Genomic DNA, 17,424 nt, shown 5'->3' with positions numbered 1-17,424 from the left:
TTTTAAAAATATTAAAAAGGGTTACTTGTACTTAGCATCTAGCTGAAGTTGTTTAATTTTTGCAAGCACACCCTTCTTCGGTGCCTTGTCTTCTTCAATTATTTCTCCTGTCTTTACATCTATTTTTCCATAGTAGATTCCATTGTCTCCAGTAACTTTTATCGTAACTTGCCCTTTATCTTTGTGATGAATTAGCCACTCTGTCTTTAGATTTGACTCTCCATACTTCCTCTTTAGATGCTCATAGAATGTCTTCTCTATCCATAGCTCTGTAAATCTGACATCTCTATTAATGACTTCTCCAGTTGCCCTATGGAGAATTAACGTACCAACTTTATTTGGGCCCGAGAACTTGACTATCCAATTGTCATTTAGCTCTAGACTCTCTAGAACTCCTTCGCTTTCAACTTTCTTTACTGCCTCAATGGCTTTTTCTTTAGCAACTTCTTCTTTCAGAACTCTATCTATTTCCTCCAAAATCTTTCCGTCTTTGCTGACTTTTATCTTGACTTTGTGATTTTCCAAGCTTCCCGTTATTATATATGAACTTTCGTCCTTCTCTACTTTCTCTACCTCAATTTTCCCCGCGTATTTATTCCTTACAAGTTCGCTAGCAACTTTTTCTGAGATCTCAACACTATAATCAAGAACTTCTCCTCTTTCTCCTTCGAGTTTTACTATGGCTTTTCCGTCTTCTCCTTCCAGCGTTATTTCGAGGTATTGATGGTTGAGAATTCTGTACGATTTAAATTCGATGTTCTTAATTGGAAAGTTCTCAATAACGACATTCCTTGCGATTTCAGCACCTTTTTCGGGAGTTGGCAACTTCTTAGCCTCTTTTATTTTTCCAGTTCCAAGATCAACCTCGACTATTAATATTCCATCTTGAGTTAGTAGATCAACTATTGCTGTATTTTTGCCCCTCTCTATCCCTATTATCTCTCCCAGATAGTTTTCCTTGATTATCTCCACTATTGCCTCATCAGTCAGTACTATCTCTTCAGAAAGAACTTCCCCGGTATAGACATTAACAACGAATTCGAACTTGAACCTTTCCGTGCTTCCGTAAACTCTAATTTTCCCTTTTCTCTCCTCTGTTCTAACTCCTTTGACCTCTTCCCCTGTTTTCTCAACAACTATTTCCTTTACTTTCCCTACAAGATACTCCTGGGAAAGTGGAGTTATTTCAACGTTGATTTCTCCAGATTTTAGGTCAATAGTTGCCTTTCCTTCATTATCTCCAATTTTTAACTTAAAATAAGCCTCAACAGGGAGGTAAACTCTCTTTCTATCCACTATTGATATGTCACTCTCAAGGAGGCCTAAATTCTTTGCTGCAAATTCTTTGAAGAGAACAACAGCTTCTGTCAATGTCATTGTCACGTCAATCTCCTTGTCAGTTGCCGTAATTACAGAATAATCATTAAGTAAGGCTTTGGAAACGTTGTTCTTAAGTTTTTCATCCTCCGTGGCGTCAAGGACTATCTCCTCCTTAGAGAGAACTACACCCTTTCCTTTCCTCTCGTTTGCACTCCAAGATAGAATGTACCCCACGGAGAGCTTAACTTTGAGCTCTTCTATACTAACAACTTCTCTCTTTATAGGATATCTAGAACTTAGAAATCCCATAAGTTTTCTAAAGAGATCTTCGGCAGAGACGTCAAATAAGAGGGGAGCATCTAGCTTTATTGGTTTCAACTTTGGCTCTTCTTTTTTTGGTTCTTCCTCCCTCTTTTGTAGGAGTTCTTCTGGAGGCTCTATTCCATATCTTTCAAAGAGAGAAATGAGTTTTTTCCTATCCCAAGTTACTATAAGTCCTTTGTAGTCTCTAGATATTAGAATTCTTGCATCTCTAGTGACTCCATAGGGAACAACTATAATCCCCTTGTCTGCCTTATGCGTTCTAAGGACATCTGCAAAAACGTTCACATCTTTAGAGCTAAGCATTCCACTCGTGTGAATTTTTAAGAGCACTTTTTCAGTTCCGCTCAGGGGATCGTCTCTGATTCCCACTATGTCAAAGCCCCATTCTTCAGAAACCTTTTCGCTTTCTCTGAACCCTGTTCTCTTAAGTAATTCTAGAATCAGGGGTATGAGACTCTCCTTCGATGCATTAATTAAAATATCATCGCTCCACTTACCCATTTAATCACCCTACAAATTATCATCACGAAATAAAAGTATTTAATATTTTAGCTGAAAGAAGAAATCAAAAGATCAAAAGATTATACCCATCTCCATAGCTATCTTCCTTAGCCTTTCAATTCTCTTTTCAGTTGGTGGGTGAGTAGAAAATAGCTCTACAAAGTCCACTCCTCTGAATGGGTTTACTATGAACATGTGGGCTGTGGCTGGATTTCCATTCTTTAGGGGCCTGTACCTCACGGCTTCTTCGATCTTCATTAACGCACTCGCTAGAGCGTGAGGCTTTCCGCTTATCTTGGCTCCCGTTTCATCAGCTAAGTATTCCCTTGATCTGCTTATAGCGAGCTGAATTAGTGTTGCTGCAATTGGAGCAAGGATTATTGCCAAGATTAGAGCTACTATGTTTCCACCATCTCTATCTTCATCGTAAGCCCCGAACCATAAAGACCACCTCGCAAAGTTAACGAGAACCATTATTGCGCCCGCAAGAACAGCTGCTATCGTTTGAATTAGAGTGTCTCTGTTCTTTATATGGCTTATCTCGTGTGCAATAACTCCTTCCAATTCATCCCTATTCAAAATTCTCAGTAATCCCTCAGTCACGGCAACTACCGCATGCTCTGGACTTCTTCCGGTTGCAAATGCATTTGGCACTAATGTTGGGACTATAGCAACTCTGGGCTTGGGAATTCCCGCCTGCATGGCAAGCTTTTCAACTATCCTGTGGAGTTCTGGCGCTTCCTCTTCACTAACTATTCTGGCATTGTACCAACTCAAGACTATTGAGTCACTGAACCAGTAGCTGAAGAAGTTCATGAAAAGGGCTATGGTGAAGGCTATTATCATACCACCTTGACCGCCTATTAGATATCCAATACCCACCAATAGGCCAGTAAGAAATGCCATCAATAATCCAGTTCTCACCCATAATCCAATGCCCACTCTCAATCACCCCCTAACCTTAAATATGGGATAATCTCTTCATAAACTTTAGTCCAATCCACGATACCAACTCTCCTCTTAATCCCTGAGTTTATAAGGTTCAAAATTTCGTTCACAACTTCTTCAGGAGTCTTTCCCGTCGTGTCAACCTCTATGACATTTTCGTGCTCGTCTAAAGCCTCTATTAAGATTACATCAACAAGCTCGGCCTCGACGTTCTCTCCGATTTTATCCTTGGAATAACCCCTCTCTTTAAGCCTTTCTGCGATAGTTTTTGGATGAGCCCTGAGAACAATGACTAGATCAGCGGGCATTAAGTGGCTCAAATGCCCATCTAAAACAACGTTCTTGCCTTTAAACTCCTTCTCAACAAAGTAAGCTAGCTCGTCAACCTCAACTTCAAGCTCATCTCCTTTAACTTCCCCAATACCCTTTTCTAGAGCAAAATCTCTCAAATTTACATACTTACACCCAAGTTTTTCGGCCAATTTCCTAGCAACTGTTGTTTTTCCAACTCCTGGGGTTCCAGTAATAGCTATTATCATCCTCTTCTCCCTCTCTTTAACTTTCCAAGTAAAGTTTAAAAAGATGAATCTCTTCGTCGAAAGTCGAGATTAAGTTCAACATTTACCGAAATACTTTTATATCTAAAAATCCAATAAATTTCCCAGGTGATTATATGGAGGTAAAGTTGCTACTTCAGAGGTTAAATGTTGTAAGAAGGAGGAAAGAGATTCTTTTGCTTGAAGAGGCTAGACTTACAAGGCTTATGAGGCAGAAAAAGCTCCCAAATCCGAATGTTATAAGGATATTAAAGAAGGAGAAGGAACTTATTCTTCGGGAAGAGGCGAAGATTATAAGGGCTCTTAAACAAGCGGGCAGCTAACTTTTTAACCCTATTGTCTTTATTTTTCTCCGATGATAATCCTGGGAATTCATGACGGTCATGATGCAGGGGCTGTTTTGTTTAAAGACGACGAGATCTATGCGGTTAATGAGGAGAGACTTAACAGGATCAAGAAGTACAGAGGATTTCCAGAGCTAAGCTTGAGAAAAGTTTTGGAGATGGGAGAAGTTTACCCTGAAGAAGTTGACATTATAGCAGTTGCTGGACTTTTTAGAAAACAAAAAAGGTTAATTGAGCTTGAAAAGAATCTTAAATCTGTTTTTGGCCCAGGTTTTAAAAGCAAGGTAATATTTGTTGAGCACCATTTGGCTCACGCTGCCTCAGCTTATTATTCTTCAGGATTGAAGGATTCATTAGTTTTAACAATAGATGCTGCAGGAGATGGGTTAAGCTCTACGATAAACATTGGGAGAGAAGGAGAGATTATTAGAATTGCCCAATCAACGTATCTTGACTCCTTGGGAGATTTTTATGCTTCAATAACGGAGTTATTAGGGTTTAAACCAATGAGACACGAAGGAAAAGTCATGAGCCTGGCCGCCTATGGAAAACCGAGCTATGATCTTTCATCAATTATAGAACTCGATGGCCTCAGCTTTGAAAATCATCTAAAGGTCGTGGGTGTAGAGACAACTAAAAAGCTGGCCGAATTCTTTTCATTTCCATTAGAAAAGAGCAAAGAAGTGTCATCTAACTTGAAGAAAGGAATTTTAGGTGGGGAGCTAGAGAAGAAGGCAATTGAGATAGCGGCAAGTGCTCAAGCACACTTGGAAAAGCTTATGGAGGAGTTGGGGATTAGGTTGAAGTCTTATAACCTTCCAATTTCTTACGCTGGAGGAGTTGCTCAAAATGTAAAGGCCAACGCAGTTTTAAGACGAATATTTGGAGATATCTGGGTCTTTCCTGCTATGGACGATGCTGGTTTGGCTTTTGGTGCAGCTGTCTATGTAAAGGCCCAGGTGGAGAGGTTGGAAGGGAAGTGGAAGCCATTTAAAATGGAACATGTATATCTTGGACCTAGTTACTCTAAGTCTGAAGTTGAAGAGGAAGTCAACAAAGAAGGGTTAGAATGGGAAGAAGTCGATGACGTTCCATCTTTCGTTGCTGATATGCTTGAGGAAGGAAAAATCGTTGGATTTTTCCAAGGAAAAATGGAATATGGACCGAGAGCATTGGGAAATAGGTCAATACTTGCCGATCCCAGGGATGAAAATGTTAAGGAAAAGCTTAACATTGCGCTAAAAAGAGATGTCTTTCAGCCATTTGCCCCGTCCATACTTGAGGAGCGAGCGGAAGAATACCTGGCAGACCTTACGGGCGAGCCCAACAGGTTCATGACAATGAGTTATTTAGCCTCTGATGAATTCAAGAGCTTAGCTCCAGCTGTTGTTCATGTCGATGGAAGTACAAGACCTCAGGCCGTAAATTACATGCACAATCCGGTCTATTACAAAATTATAAAGGAATTTGAGAAGAGAACTGGAGTAGGGGCTGTTTTGAATACATCCTTCAACATGCATGGGGAGCCAATTGTTTGCTCTCCAAAAGATGCAATAAAAACCTTCAAATTAGCAAAGCTAGACTTGCTGGTAGCTGAAGGATTGGTTGTGTGGCAAACTTAACCTCTTAGTAATTATGTTTATTTTGAATTAGTATCATTGTTCTTTCCATAAACTTTATAAAAATTAAGTGACTAAAGTTCTTGGAGGTAGGTTCACGTGGTGGTATAAATGAGGTTTTTAATAAGACTAGTTCCAGAGGATAAGGATAGGGCATTTAAAGTACCCTACAATCATCAATACTACCTCCAGGGTTTAATATACAACGCTATTAAATCTTCCAATCCGAAGCTTGCAACATATCTCCATGAAGTTAAGGGCCCTAAACTCTTTACGTATTCACTTTTTATGGCCGAAAAAAGAGAACATCCCAAAGGCTTGCCATATTTCCTAGGATATAAAAAAGGATTTTTCTACTTTTCTACTTGCGTCCCTGAGATAGCTGAGGCCTTGGTGAATGGATTGTTAATGAACCCAGAAGTTAGGCTGTGGGATGAGAGGTTTTATCTTCATGAAATTAAGGTTTTAAGAGAGCCCAAGAAGTTCAACGGTTCAACCTTTGTAACGCTCTCCCCAATAGCCGTTACAGTAGTAAGAAACGGCAAGTCATATGACGTTCCCCCAATGGAAAAAGAGTTCTACTCTATTATAAAAGACGACCTGCAGGATAAGTACGTTATGGCCTATGGAGATAAACCTCCCAGTGAATTTGAAATGGAGGTTTTAATTGCAAAACCAAAGCGATTTAGAATAAAACCGGGGATTTACCAGACTGCGTGGCATTTGGTGTTTAGGGCTTATGGAAATGATGACCTCCTAAAAGTTGGATACGAAGTAGGGTTCGGAGAAAAGAATTCCCTGGGCTTCGGAATGGTTAAGGTTGAGGGCAATAAAACGACGAAGGAGGCTGAAGAGCAAGAAAAGATAACATTCAACAGTAGAGAGGAATTAAAAACTGGAGTATAATTACTTTGTTAAGGTTTAAAAAATTCTAATTTTTTCTTTCAGCTTTTTCTCTGGTTATATTAATAGAAATTTTTAAAAACTTTTGTAGATACACTTTATTTGGCTCGGTGAGGTAGCATGTTTATTGAAGAATTTGAAATTGAGTTCATAACTCCAGCATTTATTAGAGGTGCTGACCAGAGAATACCAGAAGTGAGAAGTCCTTCAATAAAGGGAGCAATGAGATGGTGGTTCAGAGCTTTGGCTGGCTCATATTTTGGAGACGATGCTCAAAAACTTAAAGAAATAGAAAACCAAGTTTTTGGGAGCACAAAGGAAAGAAGCAGAGTAAAAATTTCTGTTACACCGCTTAGTTCTCCAAAAAGATTAAACCTTAAAGAGTTTAAGGATAAAAATGTTGGGTACATCTGGTTTTCAATAAATCTGCTCGGAAAAAGAGGGACTATAACTCACTATTATCCTCCTGGGAGCAGATTTAGAGTAGTTCTAGAATCACCTAGCGAAAGGGTTATTAAGCTGGCAACTTTATCTCTCTGGGCTCTTGTGAGCTTAGGTAGTGTTGGATTTAGAAGTAGACGGGGAACAGGTTCAATGAAAATCGTTAGGGCAAGTAGCGAAGTTCTGGAGGATTTGGGACTCACAACAGAATTCAATTCTATAGATGAATTTAAAGATTCTTTGAAAAGGGTGTTAGATGTCACAGGCGAAATTTTAGGAGTAAAAAATAGCGAAACTAATAAGTCCCTCCCTTCTTACGCTACTTTAAAGTTTTCAGACGTTGAAGTATTTGGGCCAGGGAAGAATACTTGGGAGGTATTAGCTCAGTTCAACAACTCTTACAAGGAATACCTAAGGAGGAGAATTAAGAAGTATCAAAGGATAATATTTGGATTGCCTCGATTTAAGCTTAGAGGCGTGAGGAAAGACCTAAGGAGAGCTTCTCCCCTTTGGTTTGGCGTTGTAGAGATAGGCGGAAAGCCATATGGAAGGATAATCAAGTTCTTCCAATCTACATTTCATCCAGAAGTAAGAAGCAAACATATAGTTGATTGGAACGTTCTTTCAAATTTTGATTGGTTTATATCCTCTAGACTTCCTGTGACTAAGGTGTGGGGTGGTTGGAGTGGTTAACATCAAAGAGAAACTTTTTGTATACCTTCATGATCCACCAGACAAGGCTCTAAAAATTGAAAATCATGAGGAAAGGTCAAAAAAGATATTAAGTTCTGGCAATATCCAGTACTCGAGAACGGACAAAGTTAAACAAGCAGATGCACTTTCTTCTAAGACTCAGAGATTTATAATTCGAACAAAGGAAAATAAAGAGCCAGTAATAGATTTTTTGGGTAGATCTTCAGGAAAGTACTTCCATGTTGGATATCCTGTTTTTATACACCCCATATCCACAGAAATTAAGAGGTATGAAACACTTGAAAAGTACATAGACCTTGGCAGGAGTAATAGAGGGGAAAGATTTGTTAACGAGTTTTTGGAAAGGGTTTCAAAGCTTGAAGGCGATGTTCTCAAAGAGGTCTTTGAAGATGCTAGTAACAAATTTAAAGGAGAAGAGAGTAAACAGTGGGCCTACATCTGGCAGTTTTATCCCGTAAAACTCAAAGAAGGAGTCAAGGAATTTGCCAAGTCAGAGTTAAAACTTAAAGAGGAAGAAGCAGAAAAGTTTGCAGAGGAATTTGTTAACCTCCCAGCTGATACAAGATTTCCAGATCATGCAATTTGGACCCATTTAGACTTAACTTCCGCATTATCCGTTAAGGATCCCACTTTGCTCAGGATCAAAATAGTTCCAGTTCAACCTTTTATTGCCAATTCAAGAAAGCAGTTAGATCTCTGGGCCTCCAGTCATCTCCTTTCAATGCTTATGTATAAAGCTTTAGAGGTGATAGTGGACAAGTTCGGGCCAGAACATGTAATCTATCCATCTCTAAGGGATCAACCCTTCTTCTTGAAGTTCTACCTGGGGGAAAACATAGGTGATGAAATCTTAGTTGCAAACTTGCCTAACAAAGCGCTTGCAATAGTCTCAGGAAAGGAGGCTGAAAAGATTGAAGAAGAAATCAAGAAAAGAATTAGGGATTTCCTACTCCAACTGTACAGAGAAGCTGTTGATTGGGCAGTTGAAAATGGAGTAGTAAAAGTGGATAGAAGTGAAAAGGATAGCATGCTCAAGGAAGCATATCTTAAAATTGTGAGGGAGTACTTCACCGTCTCGATAACCTGGGTATCTCTTTCCGAAAAGGAGGATATCTATCAAGTAACAGAGAACGCGGGTCTCTCGGATGAAGATGTTAAGAAGTGGCTAAAGTTTGCAGAAAAGAAAGAAAATAGTAGAGTTCTCGAGAGGATTGCAATATACCCACTTTTGGTAAAGATATTGGATAGCCTGGGAGAGAGAAAAGTTACAGAAGAAAGGTTCGAAAAAAGCGAACAACTCAAAGGATGGAAGTGCCACGTTTGTGGTGAGAATCTTGCAATTTTTGGAGACATGTACGATCACGATAATCTTAAGAGTTTGTGGCTTGATGAGGAACCATTATGTCCCATGTGTTTGATAAAAAGGTATTATCCAGTGTGGATTAGGAGTAAAACTGGACAGAAAATAAGGTTTGAGTCGGTGGTAGATGTTGCACTTCTGTACAAGAACTGGAGGAAGATATTTGACGAGAAGTATGGAAAAGACCTAGTCTCAAAGGCTAGGGAAGTTAGTGAAGACTTCGTAAAGGACAATATGCTAGTAGATTCGGATCTATACTATTCTTCAACCTGGGAATCTGGACTTTCTAAAAAGCTCAAAAATAAGAAAGAGATTGATGAGGAAAAAGTTAAGGAAGTTGTTGACTTCTTAAATGCGGCTTATAAAGAAATCGGTAATCCACCAAAGTACTATGCTATTCTAGTTATGGATGGCGACGATATGGGGAAAGTTATTTCAGGAGAGGTGCTTGGAGAAATATCAACTAGAATTCATCCAAATATTAGGGATTACGTTGAAATTCCAGAAGCAAAATATTACTCCACCCCGCAGGTTCACGTGGCTATAAGCCAAGCATTGGCTAACTTTTCGATAAGGGAAGTTAGATCCGTAGTTAAAGACGAGGGATTGCTAATATACGCTGGAGGGGATGATGTCCTAGCAATTTTGCCAGTCGACAAAGCTTTAGAAGTTGCATATAAGATAAGGAAAGAATTTGGCAAGAGCTTTGAAAATGGTTCTCTTCTCCCAGGTTGGAAGTTGAGTGCTGGAATTTTGATAGTCCATTATAAGCATCCATTGTATGACGCCCTAGAAAAGGCAAGAGATCTTCTCAATAATAAAGCAAAAAACGTTCCAGGAAAAGATACACTAGCTATAGGCCTACTTAAGAGGAGTGGTTCCTACTATATCTCCCTAGTGGGATGGGAATTAATTAGGGTCTTCTACAACTCAGAGCTGAGGAAAAAGCTATTGGAAGAGAAAGGTGGAGTGGGAAAGAGGTTCATTTATCATGTGCTCAGAGAAGTTGATACTTGGCCAAAAGTTGGAATAGACGAGATGCTTAAGTTTGAGGTGATTAGACATATCAGGGGAAGGAACAAAGAAGAAACTAAAGAGCTCAGAGAAAAGATCTATGGAGAAATAAAGGATCTTCTTGAGCATGTAAGAGGGAACAATGAAGTTGAAAAAGTTAGAGGCTTATTCACATTTCTAAAAATAATCACGGACGCGGAGGTGTTTCCATGATTGAGGTTACTTTTACTCCTTATGATGTCCTCTTATTTAGAGAAAGTAGGCCTTTTGATGCAGGAAGTGAAAGTGTGGCAAGATCAATTATTCCTCTTCCCCAAACAGTCGCTGGCGCTATAAGGACTCTTTTATTCTACAAAGGCCTCAAGAATTGTGTTGGAGTGGGTGAGGAGGAACCCGAATTTACGTTAGTTGGGATTGCAATTGGAACAGAGAAAGGCAGAATTTACCCCCTTCCCTTCAATATCATAAAAAGCGAGAAATTCTACAAAGTTGTCAACCCAGGTAGATTTTTAGGGAAGTTAATTCTTCCTCCAAAAGGAAAGTACAAGAGTGGCTATGTAACTGAAAGCATATTGGAAAAGTATTTGAAGGGAGAATTAAAAGAAGTAGAAGAAAATAAAGTAATAAGGATTGAAAAGGAAAAAAGGATTGGCATTAAGCTTTCTAGAGAGAAGAAAGTAGTTGAAGAGGGAATGCTATATACTGTTGAATTCCTAAGAATTGAGAAAATTTACGCTTGGATAGAAGACCCAGGATGCGGAATCAAAGATATTTTGTCATCATATGAGTTCTTAACGTTAGGAGGAGAAAGTAGAGTTGCTTTTGTGGAAGTGGACGACAAAACACCCGATATATTTAATAGAGAATTAGGATCAACAAAGAAAGCCCTCTTCTATTTCTCAACTCCCACAATAGGGAAAGTTGGAGAAATAGTACAAGAACTTGAGAAAAGATTGAATGCAAAAATTGATGATTATCTTCTTGTTTCCTCTAGACCTACAGCAATTTCTGGGTGGGATATGCATGAAAAGAAGCCAAAAGGTACTAAATTTGCGATACCTCCTGGTTCAGTTCTCTTTGTAGAGTTTAAGGAGGAAGTAGAAGTTCCCCCCTACATTAAGCTTGGTAAGTTAAAGAAACTTGGCTATGGGCTTGCTTTAGGAGGGATATGGGAATGAGAGTTTTGGTAACTACATGGGGTAATCCCTTCCAGTGGGAACCAATAACATATGAATACAGAGGAATCAAAGTTAAAAGCAGAAATACCTTGCCAATTCTAGTCAAGACTCTTGAGCCAGAGAGGATTCTAATCCTTGTGGCTGATACAATGGCCAACTACTATGATTCAGGAAAAAATAAGCCAGAAATAGAAGAAAAATCGTTTTCGTCTTATTCGGAAGTTGTGGAAGATACAAAAGAAAGGATACTATGGCACATAAAAGAGGAGGTCATTGAAGAACTCCGTGAGGAAGATCCTGAGCTTGCTAAGAAAATTGAGAATATGTTAAAAGATGAAAGAATTACAATTGAAGTTCTTCCCGGCGTTGGAGTCTTTGGCAACATTACAGTAGAGGGAGAAATGCTTGACTTCTATTATTATGCCACATACAAGTTGGCCGAATGGTTGCCAGTTCAGAACAATTTAGAGGTTTACTTAGACCTAACTCATGGGATAAATTTCATGCCCACCTTTACTTACAGAGCCCTAAGAAACTTGCTTGGATTGTTGGCCTACTTGTACAATGTAAAGTTTGAGATAGTTAATTCAGAACCTTATCCCCTGGGGGTTTCACAAGAAATAAGGGAGAACACAATTCTCCATATTAGGGAAATTGGAGAGGGAGTAGTTCGTCCTAGACCACAGTATTCTCCAGTAGAAGGAAAGCTTTACTGGAATGCATTTATAAGCTCTGTAGCCAATGGCTTCCCGTTAGTCTTTGCCAGCTTTTATCCAAATATTCGGGACGTAGAAGATTACCTTAACAAAAAGCTTGAGGAATTCCTGGTGGGAATTGAGGTTGGGGAGAGAGAAGATGGAAAACCTTATGTTAAAAGAGAGAAAGCTCTTGACAGGAGCTTTAAGAATGCTTCTAAGCTCTACTATGCTTTAAGAGTGTTCAATACAAAATTCCAAAACTATCCAAAAAAAGAAGTTCCTATTGAAGAAATAATGGAGATATCAAAGATATTCGAGTCTCTTCCCAGGATTGGAATTATTTTAGAGAGGCAAGTAGAGTGGCTAAGAAATTTAGTATATGGAAGATTATGGTATGAAAATGGAGAACAGAAAATAAAGAAGGGTCTTTTAGAGATTATCAAGGATAAGAAGGATAAAAGGAAAGAGGCCGAAGCTCTTAAAAAAGGGAAGACAATATCTTTAGCCGAAGCTGCAAAGCTTACAAGAATATTTTCTCCGAGTGGAGAAAGAATAGAGACAATAGAATCTCCAAATGTTGTTCGTAACTTTATAGCACATTCTGGATTTGAGTATAACATTGTCTATGTGAAATATGATAGACTAAGTGATAGGCTGTACTTTTTCTATAAGGATAAAGAAAAAGCTGCAAATCTCGCTTATGAAGCCCTTTTATATAGGGGTGAAAAAGAATGAAGGCATATTTAGTTGGGTTATATACCTTAACTCCAACCCACCCGGGAAGTGGAACTGAGCTTGGAGTGGTAGACCAACCAATTCAGAGAGAAAGACACACAGGATTTCCAGTAATTTGGGGCCAGAGTCTCAAGGGTGTATTAAGGAGCTACCTTAAATTGGTAGAAAAGGTTGATGAGGAGAAGATAAACAAAATATTTGGCCCACCGACAGAAAAAGCTCATGAGCAGGCTGGGCTAATAAGTGTCGGAGATGCAAAGATACTATTCTTCCCTGTTAGAAGTCTAAAAGGTGTTTACGCATACGTAACTTCTCCACTAGTTCTTAACAGGTTCAAAAGAGACTTAGAGCTAGCTGGGGTTAAGAATTTTCAGACAGAAATTCCCGAGTTAACAGATACCGCAATTGCAAGTGAAGAAATTACAGTTGATAACAAGGTGATTCTTGAAGAATTTGCAATTCTCATTCAAAAGGATGACAAAGGAATTTTGGAAAGTGTAGTTAAAGCTATTGAACAAGCCTTTGGAAATGAAATGGCAGAGAAAATAAAGGGTAGAATTGCCATAATCCCAGATGACGTGTTTAGAGATTTAGTGGAGCTGTCGACAGAAATAGTAGCTAGGATAAGAATTAATGCTGAGACAGGAACTGTAGAAACTGGAGGACTGTGGTATGAGGAGTATATTCCTTCGGACACATTGTTCTACTCACTAATACTTGTAACTCCCAGGGCAAAGGATAATGATATGGCCCTAATCAAAGAAGTTCTAGGAAAGATTAACGGCAAATATCTCCAGATTGGAGGTAATGAAACCGTTGGGAAGGGCTTCGTCAAAGTTACTCTTAAAGAGGTGACCAACAATGGAGGTACACATGCTAAGTAAAGATAACAAGAAAAGCATAAGAAAAACTCTAGAACAGCGGAGGGGCGAGTATGCTTACTATGTGATAAAAGAAGTGGCAGATCTTAATGACAAGCAACTTGAGGAAAAGTATGCCTCCCTAGTTAAGAAAGCCCCAGTCATGATATTGTCCAATGGTCTCCTTCAGACGCTTGCATTTTTACTTGCAAAGGCCGAGACTTCACCAGAAAAAGCTAATCAGATCTTGAGTAGAGTCAATGAATACCCACCTAGGTTCATCGAAAAGCTTGGGAATGACAAAGACGAGCACCTTCTCCTGTACCTTCACATAGTCTACTGGTTGAGGGAAAATGTAGACAGAAACATCGATGTGAAAACTCTATTATCCCAGGATTATTCAAAAGTTCTGTGGGCAACAAAAGAAGCAATAGCGCTCCTGAACTGGATGAGGAGATTCGCTGTTGCAATGCTCAAGGAAGAGGGGAAAGAGAATGAAGGAAGTAGTTAAATTGGTTCTCCTGGGGGAGAGACAGAACTCCCTTAACCTCTCACTATACTTCAACAAATATCCTCCAACCATAATCTATCCAGAGGTACTGGAAGATAGGAACAAGAAACTTGCTTCACCCTCAGGATCACAGAGAAAGATATCCCTCTTGGTCTTAAATCAAGGGGTTCTTCAGTTTAACAAAATAAAAGAGACAATAGAAAAGTCGTTGCCAATTGAAACTAAGGTAAAACTTCCTCAAAAAGCATATGAATTGTACAAGAAATACTACCAGGATTACACTGACATGCTTAACTCATTACACGCCATTACTGGAAAGTTTAAGACTCAATCAAGGCTCGTAGTTGGGCTTGGTGATGAAAGCGTTTATGAGACAAGCATAAGGCTTCTTAGAAACTATGGAGTGCCTTACATTCCTGGGTCCGCAATTAAGGGAGTTACTAGGCACTTAACTTACTACGTTCTAGCAGAATTTATCAATGAAGGAAATGATTTCTATAAGAGGGCAAAGACTGTTCAGGATGCATTTATGAAAGGTGATCCTAAAGAAATTCTTTCCAATGCTAAGGTACCGGAAAGGTGTAGTAGGCTTTGTAAAGAATTTCTCAGAATATTTGGAGAGAAAAAGGTTCCAGAGATTATAGATGAACTCATAAGAATCTTCGGAACCCAGAAAAAAGAAGGAGAAGTTGTATTCTTTGATGCAATACCCATAGCTGAAGAGATAGCAGATAAGCCGATCTTGGAGTTAGACATAATGAATCCTCACTATGGGCCGTATTATCAAAGTGGAGAGAAAAATGTCCCACCTCCTGGGGACTGGTATGATCCCATCCCAATATTCTTCCTCACAGTACCAAAGGATGTCCCCTTCCTAGTTGCCGTTGGTGGCAGAGATAGAGAACTTACAGAAAAGGCCTTTAGCCTCGTTAAGTTGGCCCTTAGAGACCTTGGTGTTGGTGCAAAAACTTCTCTTGGCTATGGGAGGCTTGTTGAATATGTTTAGCTGGACGGGACACCCCTTTGTTGACGGGGGCTTAGCAGCTCTTCTTTTATATTCCGAAAAAACTAGACCGGAAGAGTTAACCCAGGAAGACATTGAAAAAGCCATAAAATTTGCATCTGAACTATACGCCAGAAAAGATTGGAGTTCAAGTTATCTCCACGCCCTCCTCTTTCCAAATAGTGGTCTTTTAATGGCTAACCCAAGCATGGCAAAGAAAAGAACTCCTGAAAATATAGCAAAAAACTTAGAAAGCCTACTTAATGAAAAGGAAGACCCCAATGCACCAATTTGTGAAATCTGTGGGAGGAGACACTCACGTAGCAAGCCCGTTTATCGCTCTGAATTCCCTCTCATTGGGAGTGGAGGAGTTCCAAACTATTTCCCCTCAGGAAAAGAGGGTGCGAACATCTGCTCTCATTGTTTGTTCCTTGTACAATTCTTACCACTAATTCTCTACCGCCTTCGTAGATTACTTCTCATCCACACATATCCCCCAGAGCTGATGTTGGAACTTCACAGAGAAGCGTTAAAAGATGTTCGTCTTACCAAGTTAGTTTCCTCTGGGAGAGGGTACCAAAGGCCCGAAAATTTCTTGTTTACCCTTCTCACTGAGGTTACCATTAAAACAGAAAGAGAGGAACTTTGGGAAAATGCATCAATTACCCTTTACTACTTCACAAATCCAAACAGAGAAAGACCGAAAATGATGATAATTCACGTTCCTTCTTCTGTGACTAGATTTGTGGCTCACGCGGCTAGGCATGATTTAAGTGGATGGAAGAGAATAGTGGCCATGGGATGGAAAAAAGGTAGTGATGAGAAAAGCAGTCCAAACGAGGTCTATCTGAAGCTTTTGAATGGCGAAAGCATTCTACCCTACTTCATTAATGTTGCTAAAAGGAGAACAAATGCTAGCTGGGATCTTCTCTCCTTTTATTGTACGGAGGTGTTAGGATTGGATGAAAAGGCCCTCGAATTTATTAAAGAGGTAGGGGATAGGATAGTTGAAACTCTAAAAGAGCTCCCAGACAATAAGCTGTCTGCAAGGGTTAGAGAGCTCGAAAGGGCAGAAAAGCTCTATCAGTTTGAGGCATTTTTTGTAAACTTAGAAAAACTTCGCCAGAGGTTGGGCCTTAAAGATCCACTATTGACGTTTGATGAGTTTGCAAGAGTACTAACAATTTATGGAGAAGATTTGGAAATTTCTTGGAGAACTGTCCGGAACCTTTTGCTTTTTAGGATTTATGAAAAGCTCCACGACAGACTTGCTAAGATTGAAGCTTCTGAAGAAGCTGAATTTTATGGAGCTGGAGAGGAGGTGGAAGAATGAAGTTTGCTGCAGGTTTTGTCTTGATTGACGCCCCCCACTCTGCCCTGAACATGTTGGGGATTGACGAAAATCTGCCCGACAGAAACGTTACGAGAGTAAAAACCCTCAGAAGGGGAGGAAACAGATACGTATATGTCTCTCCACAGGCATGGAGATACTGGTGGAGAACCACACTTAAAGAGTATTTCAAGTGGGAACTCTCTCCGCTGTTTAGGGAAGAGAAACAAGTGTTTACAGCGGCAAATCCAATTAAATACCCAGATGATGATGTTTTTGGATATATGAGGGCTTATAAGAAAAACAACGTAAATGTCACTGTTACGAGGGTTTCTCCACTAAAAAACACGCCTCTAATTTCAGTACTTCCTGACAGGAGCTCTCTAACAATAGATGAAGGCTACGCCTCTAGGCATGAGGGGGATCCCGTTCCCTACAGCCAAGAATTTTATTCAACAGTTCTCAAGGGAGCATTTTCACTTGACTTGGATTTGGTGGGTAGATTTACAACTAAGAACAAGGCTGGATATAAGAACCTACTTACAAGAAGCGACATTCCAAAGAAGGGAAAGGCCGGAGAGATAGTTAAAGAAATTGAAGAATTAGAAAAGTTGGCTAGGGAGATTGGAGTGGAGATTAAGGAAGAGGAGTGGATAATGCCTAAAGAGGTTAGAAAAAAGAGAGCAGTAGAAACTATAAAGGCCCTTCGCTACTTGACTGGAGGGGCAAAACAGACTCAATATCACACTGACGTTACTCCAAAGTTCTTCCTGGGGATAATTGTCAACGGTGGCATAAACCCATTCATTAGTGGAATTGTCAGGGAAGAAAAAGGAGAAATAATTTTAGATGCTGAAGCGTTAGCTACAAGGTTGGAAGACTTCTCGGAGATAATAGATTCTGAGCTGTTTCTAGGATACGACAAGGGATTTGTAAAAGAGCTAGGACTGGACATAGAGGCATTGAAGTCTGCTGTTAGCATTGAAGTAATGGAAGGAAAAGTTGGAGAGGTTATTGAGAGTTTTGCGGAAGAAGCTGGGAAGTATTATTTGTAAAGGTGAGGC

Annotated in this window: 15 protein-coding genes; 12 read left to right on the top strand and 3 right to left on the bottom strand. The window is 39.6% G+C overall.

The genetic code is table 11. The features are described from left to right. Positions 1 to 21: 21 nt before the first annotated feature. The 3 genes from ACMFNG_RS08325 to ACMFNG_RS08315 form a co-directional block, all read right to left on the bottom strand. Complete coding sequence (locus ACMFNG_RS08325; RefSeq protein WP_011012276.1) at positions 22 to 2,145, bottom strand: restriction endonuclease; 2,124 nt, start codon at positions 2,143 to 2,145, stop codon at positions 22 to 24. Between the two features lie 72 nt (positions 2,146 to 2,217). Then, entirely contained in the window at positions 2,218 to 3,087 is an 870-nt protein-coding gene (htpX, locus tag ACMFNG_RS08320) for a zinc metalloprotease HtpX (RefSeq protein WP_011012275.1), read from the bottom strand. Positions 3,088 to 3,089: 2 nt separating this feature from the next. Then, positions 3,090 to 3,632, bottom strand: coding sequence for an adenylate kinase family protein (locus ACMFNG_RS08315; protein WP_011012274.1), 543 nt, complete (start codon positions 3,630 to 3,632; stop codon positions 3,090 to 3,092). A gap of 134 nt (positions 3,633 to 3,766) precedes the next feature. On the opposite strand from ACMFNG_RS08315, the gene ACMFNG_RS08310 reads away from it, so the two are divergent. The 12 genes from ACMFNG_RS08310 to cas7i all read left to right on the top strand — a co-directional run bounded on the left by ACMFNG_RS08310 (position 3,767) and on the right by cas7i (position 17,415). Then, positions 3,767 to 3,973 (top strand): hypothetical protein, encoded by a 207-nt coding sequence (locus tag ACMFNG_RS08310; protein ID WP_011012273.1) that lies wholly within the window; start codon positions 3,767 to 3,769, stop codon positions 3,971 to 3,973. Between the two features lie 32 nt (positions 3,974 to 4,005). Further along, positions 4,006 to 5,616: a carbamoyltransferase family protein gene (locus ACMFNG_RS08305; protein ID WP_011012272.1), complete on the top strand. Its 1,611-nt coding sequence runs from the start codon at positions 4,006 to 4,008 to the stop codon at positions 5,614 to 5,616. Positions 5,617 to 5,724: 108 nt separating this feature from the next. Further along, positions 5,725 to 6,519 carry a CRISPR-associated endoribonuclease Cas6 gene (gene cas6 / locus ACMFNG_RS08300; protein ID WP_014835338.1) on the top strand — a complete coding sequence of 265 codons (795 nt, stop codon included), beginning with the start codon at positions 5,725 to 5,727 and terminating at the stop codon, positions 6,517 to 6,519. Positions 6,520 to 6,636: 117 nt separating this feature from the next. Further along, the gene (gene cmr1, locus ACMFNG_RS08295; RefSeq protein WP_014835337.1) at positions 6,637 to 7,650 is read left to right on the top strand and encodes a type III-B CRISPR module RAMP protein Cmr1; all 1,014 of its coding nucleotides are present in this window, start codon (positions 6,637 to 6,639) and stop codon (positions 7,648 to 7,650) included. After that, entirely contained in the window at positions 7,643 to 10,258 is a 2,616-nt protein-coding gene (gene cas10, locus ACMFNG_RS08290) for a type III-B CRISPR-associated protein Cas10/Cmr2 (protein ID WP_011012269.1), read from the top strand. The genes cmr1 and cas10 overlap by 8 nt, the downstream gene beginning before the upstream one ends. Next, the gene (gene cmr3 / locus ACMFNG_RS08285; protein WP_011012268.1) at positions 10,255 to 11,223 is read left to right on the top strand and encodes a type III-B CRISPR module-associated protein Cmr3; all 969 of its coding nucleotides are present in this window, start codon (positions 10,255 to 10,257) and stop codon (positions 11,221 to 11,223) included. The genes cas10 and cmr3 overlap by 4 nt, the downstream gene beginning before the upstream one ends. Next, positions 11,220 to 12,656: a CRISPR-associated CARF protein Csx1 gene (gene csx1, locus ACMFNG_RS08280; protein WP_288073065.1), complete on the top strand. Its 1,437-nt coding sequence runs from the start codon at positions 11,220 to 11,222 to the stop codon at positions 12,654 to 12,656. The genes cmr3 and csx1 overlap by 4 nt, the downstream gene beginning before the upstream one ends. Beyond that, the gene (gene cmr4, locus ACMFNG_RS08275) at positions 12,653 to 13,540 is read left to right on the top strand and encodes a type III-B CRISPR module RAMP protein Cmr4 (protein WP_011012266.1); all 888 of its coding nucleotides are present in this window, start codon (positions 12,653 to 12,655) and stop codon (positions 13,538 to 13,540) included. Before csx1 ends, cmr4 begins: the two co-directional genes overlap by 4 nt. Next, positions 13,518 to 14,027: a type III-B CRISPR module-associated protein Cmr5 gene (cmr5, locus tag ACMFNG_RS08270; RefSeq protein ID WP_011012265.1), complete on the top strand. Its 510-nt coding sequence runs from the start codon at positions 13,518 to 13,520 to the stop codon at positions 14,025 to 14,027. The genes cmr4 and cmr5 overlap by 23 nt, the downstream gene beginning before the upstream one ends. Then, complete coding sequence (gene cmr6, locus ACMFNG_RS08265) at positions 14,011 to 15,033, top strand: type III-B CRISPR module RAMP protein Cmr6 (RefSeq protein ID WP_011012264.1); 1,023 nt, start codon at positions 14,011 to 14,013, stop codon at positions 15,031 to 15,033. Before cmr5 ends, cmr6 begins: the two co-directional genes overlap by 17 nt. Beyond that, a complete protein-coding gene (cas8a1, locus tag ACMFNG_RS08260; RefSeq protein ID WP_014835335.1) occupies positions 15,026 to 16,363 on the top strand; it encodes a type I-B CRISPR-associated protein Cas8b1/Cst1 in 1,338 nt (445 codons plus the stop codon). The genes cmr6 and cas8a1 overlap by 8 nt, the downstream gene beginning before the upstream one ends. After that, the gene (gene cas7i / locus ACMFNG_RS08255; RefSeq protein ID WP_011012262.1) at positions 16,360 to 17,415 is read left to right on the top strand and encodes a type I-B CRISPR-associated protein Cas7/Cst2/DevR; all 1,056 of its coding nucleotides are present in this window, start codon (positions 16,360 to 16,362) and stop codon (positions 17,413 to 17,415) included. The genes cas8a1 and cas7i overlap by 4 nt, the downstream gene beginning before the upstream one ends. The last annotated feature ends 9 nt before the right edge of the window (positions 17,416 to 17,424 follow it).

It is taken from the genome of Pyrococcus woesei (genome assembly GCF_050496105.1).
GTDB classification, from domain to species: Archaea; Methanobacteriota_B; Thermococci; order Thermococcales; family Thermococcaceae; genus Pyrococcus; species Pyrococcus furiosus.
Note: the sequence above shows the minus strand (reverse complement) of the source record. Positions and strands in the feature narration are given on the sequence as shown.

Bases quoted from the DNA above. Each gene is read 5' to 3' on its own strand.
- ACMFNG_RS08325 (WP_011012276.1), bottom strand. From the start codon at position 2,145: ATGGGTAAGTGGAGCGATGATATTTTAATTAATGCATCGAAGGAGAGT.
- ACMFNG_RS08315 (WP_011012274.1), bottom strand. From the start codon at position 3,632: ATGATAATAGCTATTACTGGAACCCCAGGAGTTGGAAAAACAACAGTT.
- ACMFNG_RS08310 (WP_011012273.1), top strand. From the start codon at position 3,767: ATGGAGGTAAAGTTGCTACTTCAGAGGTTAAATGTTGTAAGAAGGAGG.
- ACMFNG_RS08305 (WP_011012272.1), top strand. From the start codon at position 4,006: ATGATAATCCTGGGAATTCATGACGGTCATGATGCAGGGGCTGTTTTG.
- cas6 (WP_014835338.1), top strand. From the start codon at position 5,725: ATGAGGTTTTTAATAAGACTAGTTCCAGAGGATAAGGATAGGGCATTT.
- cmr1 (WP_014835337.1), top strand. From the start codon at position 6,637: ATGTTTATTGAAGAATTTGAAATTGAGTTCATAACTCCAGCATTTATT.
- cmr3 (WP_011012268.1), top strand. From the start codon at position 10,255: ATGATTGAGGTTACTTTTACTCCTTATGATGTCCTCTTATTTAGAGAA.
- csx1 (WP_288073065.1), top strand. From the start codon at position 11,220: ATGAGAGTTTTGGTAACTACATGGGGTAATCCCTTCCAGTGGGAACCA.
- cmr4 (WP_011012266.1), top strand. From the start codon at position 12,653: ATGAAGGCATATTTAGTTGGGTTATATACCTTAACTCCAACCCACCCG.
- cmr5 (WP_011012265.1), top strand. From the start codon at position 13,518: ATGGAGGTACACATGCTAAGTAAAGATAACAAGAAAAGCATAAGAAAA.
- cmr6 (WP_011012264.1), top strand. From the start codon at position 14,011: ATGAAGGAAGTAGTTAAATTGGTTCTCCTGGGGGAGAGACAGAACTCC.
- cas8a1 (WP_014835335.1), top strand. From the start codon at position 15,026: ATGTTTAGCTGGACGGGACACCCCTTTGTTGACGGGGGCTTAGCAGCT.
- cas7i (WP_011012262.1), top strand. From the start codon at position 16,360: ATGAAGTTTGCTGCAGGTTTTGTCTTGATTGACGCCCCCCACTCTGCC.